The sequence below is a fragment of the Nitrospira sp. KM1 genome (assembly GCF_011405515.1).
Classification (GTDB): domain Bacteria; phylum Nitrospirota; class Nitrospiria; order Nitrospirales; family Nitrospiraceae; genus Nitrospira_C.
In genome coordinates this window covers 1,139,673-1,154,014 of sequence record NZ_AP022671.1, presented here as the reverse complement: position 1 = coordinate 1,154,014, position 14,342 = coordinate 1,139,673, and the positions used below count along the sequence as shown (strand labels likewise).

17 protein-coding genes are annotated in these 14,342 nt (G+C 53.7%); 9 read left to right on the top strand and 8 right to left on the bottom strand.

From position 1 onward, the window contains the following. Positions 1-15: 15 nt before the first annotated feature. From W02_RS05305 to W02_RS05295, 3 genes are all read right to left on the bottom strand, one after another. Entirely contained in the window at positions 16-318 is a 303-nt protein-coding gene (locus W02_RS05305; protein ID WP_173045494.1) for a YtxH domain-containing protein, read from the bottom strand. 259 nt (positions 319-577) lie between these two features. Further along, complete coding sequence (locus W02_RS05300; RefSeq protein ID WP_173045492.1) at positions 578-850, bottom strand: YtxH domain-containing protein; 273 nt, start codon at positions 848-850, stop codon at positions 578-580. Positions 851-1,039: 189 nt separating this feature from the next. Then, positions 1,040-2,524 (bottom strand): cytochrome B6, encoded by a 1,485-nt coding sequence (locus tag W02_RS05295; protein WP_173045490.1) that lies wholly within the window; start codon positions 2,522-2,524, stop codon positions 1,040-1,042. Positions 2,525-3,159: 635 nt separating this feature from the next. Between W02_RS05295 and W02_RS05290 the strand changes: the two genes are divergently transcribed. Beyond that, positions 3,160-3,786: a hemerythrin domain-containing protein gene (locus W02_RS05290; RefSeq protein ID WP_173045488.1), complete on the top strand. Its 627-nt coding sequence runs from the start codon at positions 3,160-3,162 to the stop codon at positions 3,784-3,786. Between the two features lie 77 nt (positions 3,787-3,863). On the opposite strand, the gene W02_RS05285 is transcribed toward W02_RS05290, so the two are convergent. Further along, on the bottom strand, positions 3,864-4,595 hold the full coding sequence (locus W02_RS05285) for a hypothetical protein (protein WP_173045486.1): 732 nt from the start codon (positions 4,593-4,595) through the stop codon (positions 3,864-3,866). A gap of 205 nt (positions 4,596-4,800) precedes the next feature. Here W02_RS05285 and W02_RS05280 point away from each other — a divergent pair, with 205 nt between their 5' ends. Beyond that, the gene (locus tag W02_RS05280; RefSeq protein ID WP_173045484.1) at positions 4,801-7,344 is read left to right on the top strand and encodes a PAS domain S-box protein; all 2,544 of its coding nucleotides are present in this window, start codon (positions 4,801-4,803) and stop codon (positions 7,342-7,344) included. 32 nt (positions 7,345-7,376) lie between these two features. Here the strand turns inward: W02_RS05280 and W02_RS05275 are convergent, their stop codons facing one another. Further along, a complete protein-coding gene (locus W02_RS05275) occupies positions 7,377-7,613 on the bottom strand; it encodes a CV_2116 domain-containing protein (RefSeq protein ID WP_173045482.1) in 237 nt (78 codons plus the stop codon). Between the two features lie 439 nt (positions 7,614-8,052). On the opposite strand from W02_RS05275, the gene W02_RS05270 reads away from it, so the two are divergent. The 5 genes from W02_RS05270 to W02_RS05255 all read left to right on the top strand — a co-directional run bounded on the left by W02_RS05270 (position 8,053) and on the right by W02_RS05255 (position 10,305). Beyond that, on the top strand, positions 8,053-8,721 hold the full coding sequence (locus W02_RS05270) for a PRC-barrel domain-containing protein (protein WP_173045480.1): 669 nt from the start codon (positions 8,053-8,055) through the stop codon (positions 8,719-8,721). A 131-nt stretch (positions 8,722-8,852) separates the two neighbouring features. Continuing rightward, on the top strand, positions 8,853-9,032 hold the full coding sequence (locus W02_RS22030) for a DUF6496 domain-containing protein (protein ID WP_370467962.1): 180 nt from the start codon (positions 8,853-8,855) through the stop codon (positions 9,030-9,032). Positions 9,033-9,087: 55 nt separating this feature from the next. After that, positions 9,088-9,267, top strand: coding sequence for a DUF1328 domain-containing protein (locus W02_RS05265; protein WP_173045478.1), 180 nt, complete (start codon positions 9,088-9,090; stop codon positions 9,265-9,267). Between the two features lie 95 nt (positions 9,268-9,362). Further along, positions 9,363-9,779 (top strand): PRC-barrel domain-containing protein, encoded by a 417-nt coding sequence (locus W02_RS05260; RefSeq protein ID WP_173045476.1) that lies wholly within the window; start codon positions 9,363-9,365, stop codon positions 9,777-9,779. A 1-nt stretch (position 9,780) separates the two neighbouring features. Then, positions 9,781-10,305, top strand: a complete 525-nt coding sequence (locus W02_RS05255) for a hypothetical protein (protein ID WP_173045474.1) — start codon at positions 9,781-9,783, stop codon at positions 10,303-10,305. 270 nt (positions 10,306-10,575) lie between these two features. On the opposite strand, the gene W02_RS05250 is transcribed toward W02_RS05255, so the two are convergent. Beyond that, positions 10,576-10,743 (bottom strand): hypothetical protein, encoded by a 168-nt coding sequence (locus W02_RS05250; protein WP_173045472.1) that lies wholly within the window; start codon positions 10,741-10,743, stop codon positions 10,576-10,578. 90 nt (positions 10,744-10,833) lie between these two features. Here W02_RS05250 and W02_RS05245 point away from each other — a divergent pair, with 90 nt between their 5' ends. Next, entirely contained in the window at positions 10,834-11,034 is a 201-nt protein-coding gene (locus tag W02_RS05245; RefSeq protein ID WP_173045470.1) for a hypothetical protein, read from the top strand. A gap of 131 nt (positions 11,035-11,165) precedes the next feature. On the opposite strand, the gene W02_RS05240 is transcribed toward W02_RS05245, so the two are convergent. After that, complete coding sequence (locus W02_RS05240) at positions 11,166-11,612, bottom strand: response regulator transcription factor (protein WP_173045468.1); 447 nt, start codon at positions 11,610-11,612, stop codon at positions 11,166-11,168. A 602-nt stretch (positions 11,613-12,214) separates the two neighbouring features. On the opposite strand from W02_RS05240, the gene W02_RS05235 reads away from it, so the two are divergent. Further along, positions 12,215-12,799 carry an OmpA family protein gene (locus tag W02_RS05235; protein ID WP_173045466.1) on the top strand — a complete coding sequence of 195 codons (585 nt, stop codon included), beginning with the start codon at positions 12,215-12,217 and terminating at the stop codon, positions 12,797-12,799. Positions 12,800-13,103: 304 nt separating this feature from the next. Here W02_RS05235 and W02_RS05230 read toward each other — a convergent pair whose 3' ends face one another. Next, complete coding sequence (locus tag W02_RS05230) at positions 13,104-14,273, bottom strand: alpha/beta hydrolase (protein WP_197742146.1); 1,170 nt, start codon at positions 14,271-14,273, stop codon at positions 13,104-13,106. Between the last annotated feature and the right edge of the window lie 69 nt (positions 14,274-14,342).

Here is a 14,342-nt window from a genome sequence, read left to right as displayed (position 1 = left end):
ATAGAACGATATTGTCTAACCTCGCCACTTCTCTCGTTCCTCTTTCATGGCATCGCGCCCCGCTTCAAATGCTTCCCGCAAGACTGACTTCTTCGCATCGACGAATTCTTTTCCTTCCGAGACGATCTCTTCGAGCGCATCACCCGCTCGGCCGGCATAGCTCCTCAAATCATCCTCCGTCCGCTTCGCATAGCCTCGCAGCCGATCGCGCGATTCACTTCCAGATTGCGGAGCAAGAAGTATGGCGGCAACCGTGCCGAGTAATGCCCCACATAAAAAAGCCATCATGACTCTTCCCGAAGAATCTTGGTCTGACATGATCGAGCCTCCTCTAAGGTAAGATAGTCAACAGACTTTGCCCTGATGACTGTCACGCCGAATCCTCAATGCTCATTCGACGCAGGTGAACGCTGACGCCTCCAGCAGTTGCGAGTAGGAGTGGAAATCTCAATTCATAAACTGCGTGTTGTATAGGGGCAATCCGATCACTTGTCCTTCGGACGTCAGATGGAATTCCGCTTCGTACGCATCCATGTCATCGCCTCACGACTGGGGAAGGAGGGGAACTGTTGCCTGCTCACGTGGCGGATGCCTTAGACCCTTCACGCAGTTTCTGGCCGGTTTCCTGTAGGGTTTCTTTTCCCTGGTTGACCATATCTGTAAAAGTTTCGCGGGCCCGTCCTGAGGCACTTTCGACATCATCTCCCATGCGTCGCGCATAGTCCGTCAATTGTTCGCGCGAGTCTTCTCCGGACTGCGGCGCGAGCAGCAGGGCGGCGACCGACCCGAGAGCCGCTCCACTGAGAAATGCCAATAGAATACCGAGCGAATGTCCCTGATCATGATCCATGACGATGTCCTCCTTCTTGAATATGAAACCAAATGCACATGACAGTGAAGTTGCTCAACAGACGACCGGCATAGACAGCCCATAAATGCGGTGTGGGATCTGCCAGCACATGACGAACCACCCGGATCGACTGCCGCCAGTGCCTGTATGGAACAGCGCCCGGGGCCGCGGATAAGAATAGGACTCTGTCTATAATGCCCGCATGAACGCAACCAGTGCCGACTTTTCTTCCTTGTTCAGGCGGAGATTCCCCACGACATTAAAAAATTCAACGGTATCTTCAAGCGTCGGAAGTCGTCCGTCATGAAAATATGGCGGTGAATCTTTGATGCCACGGAGCACGAAGGTCTTAATCGGTCCATCAGCGGTGGCGCCGAAACGCTCCAAATGAAAGTCATGCATCTGATGGTCCGTATAGGCCGGCGGCAGGTGACAAGCGACGCATTTGGCTTTCCCAAAAAAGAGATCCTCTCCCTGAATTTCTTTTGAATTCGCTTTGGTCCGATCGAGACGTCCCGTCATCGGATCGAGATGCGGGGCTGGAGGAAAATCGATCATGTTCTGTATTTGACCCATATGCGCAACTGGAACACGATCAATGATGTTCATGCCTTTTTTCATGGCCCGAATAGGGTCGCCGTTGAAATAGGCAGTGCGCTGCTCGAATTCCGTAAAATCCTCAACTGAACGGATTGAACGTTTCGATCCGTGAATTTGTTGATTGAACATGCCTCGAAGGCTGGTCGTATCCAACCTCAAACGATCCAGCTGCGGTCTGGTGTCAGGGTTCAAATGAAATTGACCGGTGGTATGGAAATTCACATGACAATCCAAGCAACTGACGCCAAGGCTCGGTTTGGCAGACTTCCTGTCGGAAGTCGCGTTGAACTCTTCTTGCGGAAACTGAGTGACGAGCATTCGCAAACCATCCAGTTGGGCCGGTGTGATCAGGCCTCTGAATAAACGGTCAAAGTTATCAGCAGTCAACACTTCTCCTTGAGATACGTCTCCCAGTTCGGGATGGGTCGTGAGAAAAATGGGAGGAGGGAATTCCGGGAGGATGCATTCCGGGAGGTCGAATTCCACATCGAACCGTTCCAATCGGGGGAATTCTTTCGTTTGGATGTGTGGGAAGACTTGCCCTCCTACGGCATGTTTGACATGAGGCAGCCTGTCAAACCCTGGCGGAAAGGTCTTCTTTTTCCTGATATCTTCCGCACCCATTTCTCCGACTTGGTCCCATGAAAGTCCCGATGGCAGCTTCACCGTAGGACCGATCGGCTGTGGTTTGCCCTTGGTCATGGTCACGCCGTCCAAGGTCCTACAGCTCAAATCGTAACGGTCGTGCAAAAGCTGGTGCTGCTGTTTCATCACCCCCGGTTTCTCCGCCACATCTTTCTTCATTACCTGTTCAAAAGCTTTATTCGCGTTTTGAGCGGGAGAGGCACCGAAGAGATCGTAGGAGAAATCTACGCCATCGAACCCCTTTTCTTTCGCATGTTCGATTGCGCCGGCATTACCCGATCCCGAAGATTGATGCTGTGCCTTTTTAGCGTCAAGGGTCGATTGGGCTAGAAGGGCAGAATCCAGGCTCACCCACATAGTCGTGATAATAGTTGTGGCGGAAAGAATAAGTGCTGATGCAACGAAGTTTCCCGAATATCTGCTCCTCATGGTAAACCTCATACGTTTCCTAACCCAAATTTTGGCTAGTGCAAAAAATGCACCTCGTCATTCTCGTGACCGTTTCCAAAAACTGACAGATCGAACAGGAATCCAGGTATAAAAGCCAAGTCCAAAACCTCCTACGTTTATGAATGATTGGAAGGCTTGTAACGCGAATGGCGCGTGTCAGGGCGACAATTTCAGAGAAATCATTTTGATTAGATGTGTGCGCGTTTTGTCTTCATTCGACATCTTGTCCTGCGTTCGCCACACCTAATCATCTGGACGGGAATGGCATCAGATTGACTAAACCGGCGGGAGTGCTTTTTGTAGGATCTTGGTAGGAAGGTGCATCCCAGCCGTTTAACCAACAAAAATAATTAAGCATCTAATTTAGTTCTAAAATCTCTCGGGCATCATGTCCCCGCTCGACAGTCTGTCCCACCTATAAGACTTTCAAAATTCACAAACTCAAACCTGTTTTCCGACACCCTGTCCCGATCCTTCATCCGGCGGGTTGGCCATACTGATCAAACCTCGGATTTATTGCAGAAGGGTCAGAGAGAGAGACTGGTCTCTGCTTTGCACACGTGAACTCAGCAATTTGGTTGGATGTCAATTCCAAACCCATCAAGGAGGAATTCATGAAAAACCAGACAACCCAAACTGGGCCCGAAACGGATATGGAAGAGGATGTGGATATCGATAATGAAGATGAAGGCGAAGAAGATGAAGAAGAGATGGATGAGGATGATGGAGAGGGATCGGATGATGATGGAGAAAAAGCGTCTGGAGAAGTGTTTGAACAATTAAAAGCCGATCACCGCAAGGTGCAAGAGCTATTCAAAAAATTTGAAGAGGGGGATAAACGTGCCCGGACCTCCATCGCTGAGGAGGTGTTAAAGGCTCTCGAAATCCATTCGGCTCTAGAGGAAGAGCTGGTCTATCCCGCTATCGCTGAAGTGATAGACGAGCAAGATCTTGTGGATGAGGCTCGGGAAGAGCATCACGTCGTCAAGCTGCTCATTAAGGAGCTGCGTAAAATGGACGTCGGAGACAAGGGATATGCTACAAAATTCAAAGTGCTGGGCGAGTTGGTCGGTCATCATATTGAAGAAGAAGAGAACGAAATGTTCCCTCAGGCTGAAGAAGCGGATATCGATGCCGAAGCACTGACCGAAGAAGTCTCTGCGCGGCGGGATAAACTCACTCACAAGTACGAAGGGGCAGGAAAGAAGTCTTCGGGCGGGAAGCGGAAAAGCGCGGCGTAGCTGCGCGCATAATCTGTTTGTGACTGTGGGGATACCGCCGGTGGGAAAGGGGTGGCTGATTCTACGGAAAGACTGGATCAGTAGCAGTCTGACTGGACGGTCACCCCGACATGATGACTGGTGCACGAAACGGGGGGTTGCGGCAGTGTTGGGGCCGTTAATGGATAGAGCGGTGTCCCCGGAGCCACGGGAGAAACGGTCGAGATTCCGAAGAATCCGCCGCTAATACCAAATCCCGGTAGGTTATGGCCGGCGGCCTGCAATTGGGCGAGATCCAATTCATGCGCGCGCTGCTGCTGGATGGCTCGCTCCTGCTCGCGCGCCACAATGCGGGCGACGGCATGGGTCGCACGGATATCAGGCGGATACGTAGCTTCATGATCGGGTTCGTTGAGTGCTTCCAAATCGGTCTGGACGCCATCCAGACACCACCTCATTTCGCCCGGAAAAGGAGCGATATTGCATGCACTGGTCCGAGGTCCTCGAAGCCACGCTTCCTGTTGAGCTCGAGTCCAGAGTTGCATAGTTTCGTCGCTTCCTTTCGCTCTGGCCAGTTCGATGCGGAAGTGGTCCTCGCGTGTTAGAGAGTCTCCTCGCAATTTCGTCAGGGTTCTCTGAATCACCATCACGCATGCAACCCGGCTTTCTGGTCCCGGAAGACTCCGGCAACTCTCGACCATTGGCCCTCGGAGCCATTCACGTTTTGCGGCCATGTCTCGGGCGTACTGTTCTTGGGGCTTGAGCGCACGTTCGGCGCAACCGGTCATCATGAATACGCCGAGTACCGTGACGACGAAGGGCAGGTGCATGAGCGGTTCTCCGCGCACCGCAGTGGACGCGATGGAGCTCTATCCTACTCCGTGCCATGTGAGAATGCGAGTGCCATTTCACGCGAGCCGCAGAAGGCATGAAGGAATGCGAAGGTCTGTTGAAGACGCCCGATTCTTTTGTTAGAGTACACATTCACTCATCACAAGCCACTCCTTCCCGACTGTTTGAACTTCGCGCATCCACATGAGCCGACAGAACAGACCCAAGGCGGACGCACTGCGCGATTTCGTTGAGAATGCCCCTGTCGCCATGCATTGGGTGGGATGGGACGGCACCATCCTTTGGGCCAACAAGGCCGAACTCACCATGCTTGGGTATTCCAGCGCTGAGTATATCGGTCACCATATTCAAGAATTCCATGCCGATCAACCTCTCATCGAGGATATGCTCGCACGGTTGCAGGCGGGGGAGACCGTCCACAATTGTGAAGCGAAGCTGCGTCGTAAGGATGGCGCTCTCCTCTACGTACTCATCAGCTCGAATGTGCTGATGGAACGCGGCAAGTTCGTCCATACACGCTGTTTTACCCGTGACATTACTCATTATAAGAAGGACGAAGAAGCACGTGGCCGCCTCGCGGCGATTGTAGAATCGTCCGACGACGCCATCATCAGCAGAGATTCTCGGGGCATTGTGACCAGTTGGAATATTGGTGCGGAACGTCTGTTCGGCTATACCGCGGAGGAAATGATCGGTCAATCGATGAGCCGGCTCATTCCGGAGGATCTCCGAGATGCAGAGTCTCGCATTCTCAGCGGGAAGCTGCTGGAACACTATGAAACCATCCGACGACGAAAGGACGGTTCACATCTCCACATCTCGCTGACTGTCTCGCCCATACGCGGCCGTCTCAACCGCGTCGTCGGCTCTTCGATAATCGCGCGGGATATTACGGGCAGGAAACAGGCCGAAGTGGCGATTCGGAACAGCGAATTGCAGTTGAAAGCAGAATTGGCCGACACAAACTTGCTGCACGCCATCAGCGCCATCTTGATTCAAGAAGACAATGTCCAAGCCTTGTATGAAAAGATTCTCGATGCTGCCGTCGGCGTGACGCACGCCGATTTTGCCAGCCTGCAGATGTATCACCTGCAGCCCGGTTTGCAGGGCAGCTTACAGTTGCTTGGCTATCGAGGATTTACGCCACAGGCGGCGAAGCGCTGGGAGTCGATCAGCCCAGAGGATCAGCCCGTTTGCAGCAGGGTGCTCCAAACGGGCAAACGCTGCATCATTCCTGACATCGGCCAGATCCTGCTCCCTGACGAACTGAGGAACACCTATCGCGAGACGGGGATTCGTTCGGTTCAGACCACGCCGCTCTTCTCTCGGAACGGCCAGCTCGTCGGCATGATCTCAACCCATTGGAAGGAGGCGCACGCTCCATCGGAGCGGGCCCTCAGACTGCTTGATATTTTGGCCCGACAAGCGGCGGACCTGATCGAGAGAAAGCAGGGGGAAGTCGCACTTCGTGAAATGAACGACGATTTGGAATTACGGGTCAACGTGCGAACGCAGGAGCTGATGCAGTCTCAACAACAGCTTCGTGCCTTGGCCTCGGAGCTGAATTTGACGGAACAAAAAGAACGAAAACGTCTGGCCGGTGAGCTTCATGACTATCTGGGGCAGCTTCTGGCCCTGAGCCGAATTAAATTGAGTCAGACGAGACAGCAACCGATGAGTCCCATGCTCGCCAAGATCATCGCCGATGTTCAGGAGTCGATCGACAAGTCCATCGCCTATACCCGAACGCTCGTGTCCCAGTTGAGTCCCCCCGTACTTCACGAATTTGGTCTGGCGATGGCGTTGGAATGGTTGGCGCAGGATATGCCCAAACGCAACCTGCAGGTGGCATTGGACATCAGGGCCGATCCTTCCTGGTTGCCGGAGGACCAGGCCCTCCTGTTGTTTCAATGCGTGCGCGAGCTTCTCTTTAATTGCGTGAAGCATGCGCAGGTAAAGGACGCAGGAATTCTCCTCGAGCAGCGCGAAGGCATGTTGCATATCGCAATATCGGATCGGGGCGTGGGCTTTGATTCTACGCGAACGGCCTCCGAGGAACGCGTGACGAACTCAGCAGGTCATGGCTTTGGACTGTTCAGCATCCGCGAGCGGATGCTCTCGCTCGGGGGGCGATTCGATTTGCAATCGGATCCTGGAAACGGCACGGTCGCCACGCTCGTTCTGCCGATCACGACGGGCAAAAGTCATGGTGCGGTCGGGACCCATCAGGTCTCCGCTCCTTTAGAGCAACAGGTCCCCGTATCTGATTCGGAGGAGCGCCCCATCTCGAAACGGGAAGATCGCCTGCTTGCCAACGGGTCCGGATCCGATCGCCCGCCGATCCGGGTGCTCCTTGTGGACGATCACGCGATGGTTCGAAAAGGTCTCTCCTCGCTATTGGAAGCGTATCCCGACGTCCGCGTGATCGGTGAGGCCGCCAATGGAGAGGATGCCGTTCTTCTTGCGAGCCAATTGCTGCCGGATGTGATTCTGATGGATGTCACCATGCCCAAAATGGACGGCATCGAAGCCACGCGCCAGATCAAGCGGAAGCACTCAGAGGTGGTCGTAATTGGTCTCTCGGTCCATGACGCCGAGCCCGTTCAGACCGCCATGCGGGCGGCCGGCGCCGTCTCGCTTCTCAGCAAAGAGACCGCGGTAGACTATCTGTACGAAATGATCCTAACGGGTATGCAGGCGAAGGCGTCGGCCTCGATTCGAAATTGAGCGAAGAGCGCATTCATCAGACTTCCATCAGATCAACCATGGGACAGTAGATTTTCGCTTCCGTCGATGACTTGTTTAGCAAAGAGAATTCCCTGATCGTCCGCCGCGGTCTCGTTTGCGCTCACCTCGTTCGACGAAAATGTTCGCGTCACCCGATTATCCCCCTCGCCCCAGGAGATGTAGATCTTGACTTTCCATGCGTTCGCATCGGCGATCTGAGTCGGCGCGGATTCGATGAGATATCCTCCGTATTCCAGTTTTCTACTCATATCCCTTCCCACGAAGACGTTATGGCCTCTGAGTATCACGGTGTGAACGAGTTTCTATATTTGTGGGAAGCTGTTGCAAAGAGTGAGCCCATTGCCGCTGCATGTTAACCGTTTTTTGATTGCGGCACTGGAAATTGATGAGCCTGATCGCCCAAGGCGATCACAGAGGCAATTTGTCCAGGCAGAAAAGACACCGCGGATCCTAATGAGGAACTGAAACGGTTGTTTAATTTTTGCATACGACTTTATCGACAAGTTGTCCTGCTCGGACAATTTGTCCGGCAACAAGATTCATTTTGTGAATCGACGTCCATGTAAGTGATTACGAACGTTTCAAAACCCGCGTTGTCAACTCTTCGGCCTTCTCCTTGCACAAGACCGTTTTAACTACATCGTCAGTCATTTCGTGGGAACACACTTTTAGAACGAGGGAGGGGTTATGAAAAGCAGAACTTGTGTCTTGAGTGCCGTGGGCGCGTTCATGTTGATGGCGTGGCCGCTGCAACCGGCAGTGGTCGGAGCGGATTCATCAGCCGATCAGCGTGAGCAACAACGGGGAAAGACATCCCCGGGGTCGACGAACATTACGAACTCGGCGGGGGATACGGGGGTCCCGAGCAAATATACCGTGTTGCCCGTGGCCCGCGGCAAGAAGGTGGAGGTCGAGAGCTCGCTGGTGGGCGACAAAGTCGTGGGCCAGAAGGGGGAAGAACTGGGGCAGCTGAAGAGCGTGATCATGGATTCTGAAACAAAACGCATTGAATATGCGATGATCGAGATCGGCCACAGCGGCCAGTATCAGGCGTTTCCCTGGAGCAATTTCAAAGTGGACAAGGAGAAGGGCCAGGTTCAGCTGAATATACCCAAGGAGCAACTGAATCCCAGCGTGGCCGCCGCCGACACGTCGCCGGATGTGAAGAAAGTATTCGAGGATGAACTCAAAAACATCCGTGAACGTGAGTCGAAAATGGAGCATAGAGGTCTTGGGGTAACTGATGAGCCGGCAGCAGGTGGTTCGCAGGGTGAAGACAAAGCGGGTGGAGCTGGACCGAGCGGCCCACGAGCATTACCAAAGGGAGAAGCACCGCAATTTGAAGGTGGAAAGTAATAGGAGACATTGTCCCAAGAAGAGGAGCATGTACTGGTTGTGCTCCTCATCCGGAGGCTGCTTAACGTTGGCAGCCTCCGTCGCCGGGAACAACGAAACGGACATGCGTTGTCGTTTTCAAGGGAGGTTCTATGCCGCGCTATGGCAAGAGAGCTCAAAAATCTGTCAGACGTGCGATGCACAAAAAGAAATCAGGAACTTTAAAAAGTGGAAGAAGTGGGAAGAAGGTCACAAGCAGGAAACAGGCAGTCGCGATAGGCTTGTCGGAAGCCAGACGCAAGGGCGCTAAGGTCCCTTCGAAACGCTCGTGATCAGTTATCCATACCAAATTGAGTGCATAGCACTTAGTCACAGGAGGGCATTATAATGCTCCGATGGTCGGTGATCTTTTTCGGAATTGCCATTGTGGCCGCTGCATTTGGATTCGGCGACATTGCCGTGGGGGCAACTGAAATAGCCAAGGTGCTTTTCTATATGTTCTTAGGCGTTGCTTTCATTGTGCTCATTTTGGCGGTTTCACTCGAACGCAAGCTTGGGGAAAGATAGCAAGAGGCTATGGAGGAGCGGCACTAATGGATCGATGGAATAGAAGGCAGAGACCTTGGGACGGATGTTTCATAGATCGTACGGCACGACTCCTGATGATAGTGATTCTACTTGCCCTGAGCGCTCTCCCGGTATCAGCAAAAGATAAAAGCGGAGTATTGAAGGCGAGCGACCTGTTGGGGATGAAAGTGCAGGGTCTCGACCGTGCCTCGCTGGGAACCATCAAGGATCTCGTGATCGACCCGGAGCAAGGAGGGGTGGATTACGCCGTGCTCGACTTCGGCGGGTTCGCTGGAATCGGTGACAAATACTTCGCAGTTCCTTGGGAGGCATTCGAGCTGGACCAGGGCGGTCAATATCTCCTCTTGGACGTCAGCAAGAAAGATCTCAAGAATGCTCCTGGGTTTGATAAGAATAATTGGCCGGATCTCAGCCAGCAGGAAGTCGTGATTTATCAGTTTTATGATGTTCCGGTCCGAAAACATGAATCCCGCGTCCGTCTAAACCGATAACATGGTCCAATTATCCGTCTCCGTGATGAACGGAGCGCCCCTTCGATCGCTGATCTTTGTCCTGTTCATTGCGGTTTTTAGCAACTGCTCCGGAGAGCGGCAGACCGTATCTCCACCCGGAGTGGATACGCTTCATCAGAAAATTCAGCAATCCAATGAAGAACTCATGCGCACGAGAGCGAGGCAACATCAGGAATTGTCAGTCATTAAAGAAGAGGAGTTGCCGAGTCTGAGGGGGCAGCTGGAAACCACCCAGCATCAGGCGTACGACCTTCAAGGCAAACAAGAGGATATGCAAGTTCGTTCTGAAAGCCTTGAACATAGAACGAGAAGGTTGGAACAGTGGGCTGCGCAGAGCGGGTATCCTGATTCCAATGAACATCAGGGTCCCGATCTTTCGACCATGGCGTTGAAGCTCGAGGCAATGGATGATGCATTGAGTATGTTGTTGATCCGAATTGAAGAACTGCACTTGCGGCTCGAGGCCCTCGAACGAAGTGCGGAGACGACCAAAAAACCAAGGTAACATGCCTCTGATGATCACAGACGGTTCTGTAAGATCGCCTCATTACCTCAGAGTCCTGGTTCCCGCCAATGTTTGTCGTCGGCTGTACTACAGGCTCATCGCGGCCTTGAATAAGACTCAGCTATTTGGCAATACACTCCAATGCTGTTGTTCGACCGTACCATGGCCTGGAGTGCTCGCGCGATTCGGAACGCTCGCTCGGGATGGTCCGTGATCATTGTCGGCTCGCTGAGCATCGCGATCGTATTGTTCATCGTGGGTGTGTCGATCTCATTCGGAGATCTCGCGGACTCGGGCGACGAATTCGGTAAATCCATACAAGAAGCGTTTGCGCTCATTGACGGTCAACGCCCGCTGATTCTCATGGTCCACGGTTCGGCGATCGTCTTCTCCATAGACTCGGAGTACCGATATCTTCGGCAGTCCGGCGTATTTCACCCTCCTCCTTCAGGCTCGCGATCTTCGTTGCTCAGTGTCTGACATGGACCGTCACCCATGTGGCAAGCTTTAAATTTGAAGGAGCTGAGGATGACGCCGTTACAACACGTATTGACAGAATTTCAAAAATCCACCAGAGATCTGGCCAAATTGCTGGAGGAAGACCCCAGATTGCATATCGAGGAACAGTTGTCGATCGAAAATCATATGCAGATTCTGCAACTGGCCTATGGAGCGTGGTCGTGCCGTCATCTTCCCAAAACACCGCATGACCGTTCGGGTCTAATATAAGCTGGCGGGACCTGGCGAGAACGTGAAGGTGTTCCGTGAACGCTTGGGTTCGAATGAGTGGAAATGAACGTGAGATAAGAGGCGAAGACGTCGCCGAGACGGGTCTCCATCGTGAAAGATGGAGAAGGCCGTTACCGAAGCGTCCGCACGGCCGATTGAATGGCCTGATATAAATGATCCGCGGCGTTTTCTTTCGCGAGATATCCTTCGATGCCCGCCGCAGCCATCTCCTGTACCACTTCCATTTCCTCATGCACGGATAAACCGACGACTGCGATCTGAGGAAATTCCGATTTAATGTAGCGGGTCGCCTCGATGCCGCTCATACCAGGCATTCCGATATCCATGAGCACGACATCCGGCTTCAACTCGCGGGTCAATTGAACCGCACGCTCCCCGCTGTCTGCATCGCCGACGACTTCAAGCTCTTTGAACGAACTGGCAATGCTGCGGAGTCCTTCCCGGATCAATTTGTGATCGTCCACGATGAGCACTCGGATCAATCGAGCGTTATGGCCGGACGTCTGGGAGTCGGCCGTGCGAGTGTGAATCGGCGGTTGTTCATCCACGATCATCATACGGTAGCGTTACCGTCTCCCTGAGACAATCAAAGCGGAATATGCCTCGATCCTAATACAAGGCTCGCTTCTTCTGCCAGCCCCTTCCCGACGGAAGTGAAATTTACCCAACACCGGATGTTTTTGCCGTTCAAATTCGACCAGTCAACGCTGTCACCACGGTAAACTCAGAACGGTCCTTGCGCAAGAGCAGCCTGACGAGTAGATCCTAGGCGAGGCGGGGGGGGAGAATTTGGTAACCAGTTCACGAGCCGGAGATCCATGGGCCTGGCGGAATGACGTGCTGAGGCCAGCGCATGCTCATGGTGTGCTTGAGACAACAGTGCGAGCAGTTCAAGAATTGCAAACAGCGTTGACTCACCCAATAAGCTTGTATATGCTAGCACTGATGGCTAGGCTAGCGAAGCTAGATAATGATGCCGCAGTTTTGTTTGTCAGGGGGATGCCGCGTCAGCTCTTGGCCAAACTCAAAGCAGCGGCCGCTCTGCATCAGAAAACATTGGGCGAGTACGTTCAGGAACTTTGCGAAGTTCACGTTCAGGGTCTGGAACGCAAACGGCTCTTGCCTCGCCGGAAGTCATAACTGAATAAGGAGGGAAGTCATGAAGACCGTTTCTCGCATTGGATGCCTATTCGCAGCTGGGTTCGTCGCCCTGTCGATGTCCGCCTGCGCGGGAAAAACCATGCAATCCGGCGGCAATATGTCCCGTCCGCCGACGGCCAACGATCTGTCTTCTGCGTCCTCCAACGGAGTGGATCGCCTGGACGGCTATCCCATTCTGGCGAAGGCCGATCCTTCGCGCGCGAAACGTCAGCTTGATGAAATCCGCGCCGAGCAGAACGCCACGACGGCCGCCGGCATGCGCGACGTATTCTTCGGCTACGACAGTTGGGCCATCAATGAGGAGGGCCGGGAAATCCTGAATCGCGATGCCGAGTGGCTTCGCGCGCACGGCTTGGCCCAGGTCAAAGTGGAAGGTCACTGTGACGAGCGAGGCAGTTCAACATACAACTTCGTGCTTGCCGAAAAGCGCGCCAAGGCGGTGCGAAATTACTTGATGGAAATGGGAGTGAAACCGGAGCGTGTGACGGTCGTATCCTATGGCAAGGAACGCCCTTTTTGCGTCACGCATTCAGAGTCATGCCATCAGCAGAATCGCCGTGGTCATCTGGTGGTGAAACCCTGAATGCCTCGCCTCGGGGGCGCATCGTGACGGCATCATGAAATCAAAACCTGCGCCCACGATCGACTATCCGAAACACTGCGGCCATCAGGCTTGCACCTGCGAGGTCCGGGGAAATAGTTCGTACTGCAGTGATGAATGCGAGCAGGCCCTGGCCCCCCCGCCAGGGGGGCACTGTCCGTGCGAGCACCCTGCCTGTCAAGGCAGCAGCGGGTAAGGCCTAAGCAGACTCGCTTCCAATCTAGACTATTCCTTCAGCACAAGAGGCACGAAAGAATATTCTAGCTGTTGCCATTCCTGCCGTCCGCTACTTCGAATCGTTCGCGGGAACTCCAACGGCCGGAGCACCGGTTTCGAAGCCGTGTCGAAGTTCAGTGCCTGCTGTTTCTACCGCCCGTTTGGCTTGAAGCACGACCGCACCCATGCCGAAGAATTCATGCGTCACACCTTCGTAATTCATGTACAGAACCGGTACGCCGGCTTCCCGAAGCCGGTCTGCATACCGTGTTCCGTCCGAACGAAGAGGATCGATATCGGCAGTGAGGATGGTGGCCGGCGGCAGCTCCTTTAACGATCTGGCATTGACAACGGAAATCCATGGATGCTCAGCCTCCTGTGGCGTGTTCAAATACTTCTCAAAAAACCAAGGCATCATGGCGCGGTTCAGCGGTATGGCATCGGCATTTTCCCGGTAAGAGGGGGAATTCAAGTCCTGACTCGTGACGGGATAGATCAATAGCTGATGGACCGGTAGAGGCACCCTCCGTTCTCGAGCCATGATGGGAACTGCAGCAGCGAGATTCCCGCCTGCGCTTTCTCCAGCCACTGCCACACGAGCGGGATCGCCATGGATTTCGGCACCATGCTGTTGGGCCCAATGATATGCGGCGAACGCATCTTCATGGGCTGCAGGAAATCTATGCTCCGGCCCCTTTCTATATTCTACAGAGAGAACCACGGCTCCAGCCGCATTCGTCAGCGCCCGCGCGGACGAATCATATGTGTCGAGGGTCGCGAACACCCATCCGCCTCCATGGAAGTACACGATCATGGGAAACGGCCCCTTCCCCAGTGGCGTATACACTCGGACGGGAATATTGGCTCCATCAGGACCGGGAATCGTTCGATTTTCGACCAGGCCGACAATCTCAGGTTGAACGATTAAGGATCGCTTTCTGAGCAATATCATCACGGCATCGGCTGGTGTGGGCTGTTTTCTAGCCTCTTCGGCTGAGAGTGATTCAATCGGCTTCGGAGCAAGATCCTGCAGGGCCGTAAGCACCGCCTGCATGTCAGTGTCCGCCCGCGATAGGGTCGCAGTCATGCCGGCCTTGATTTCCTTTTTGGTAGGCGAGGTTGCCTTGCGTTCCTGACCGCCGTACGTTTCGGTGTACGATTGACATCCGGTGAGGAAAAGCAGCAGCGCCATGCTCATGAAGAATTTTCGCACGGCGGTCTGGCTGAAAAATTCAATCATCGGCTCCCTTTCAGATGCCCATCGCTCCGAGTAATCTAATACCGGTTGTCTTACGCAAGAGTCATCGAA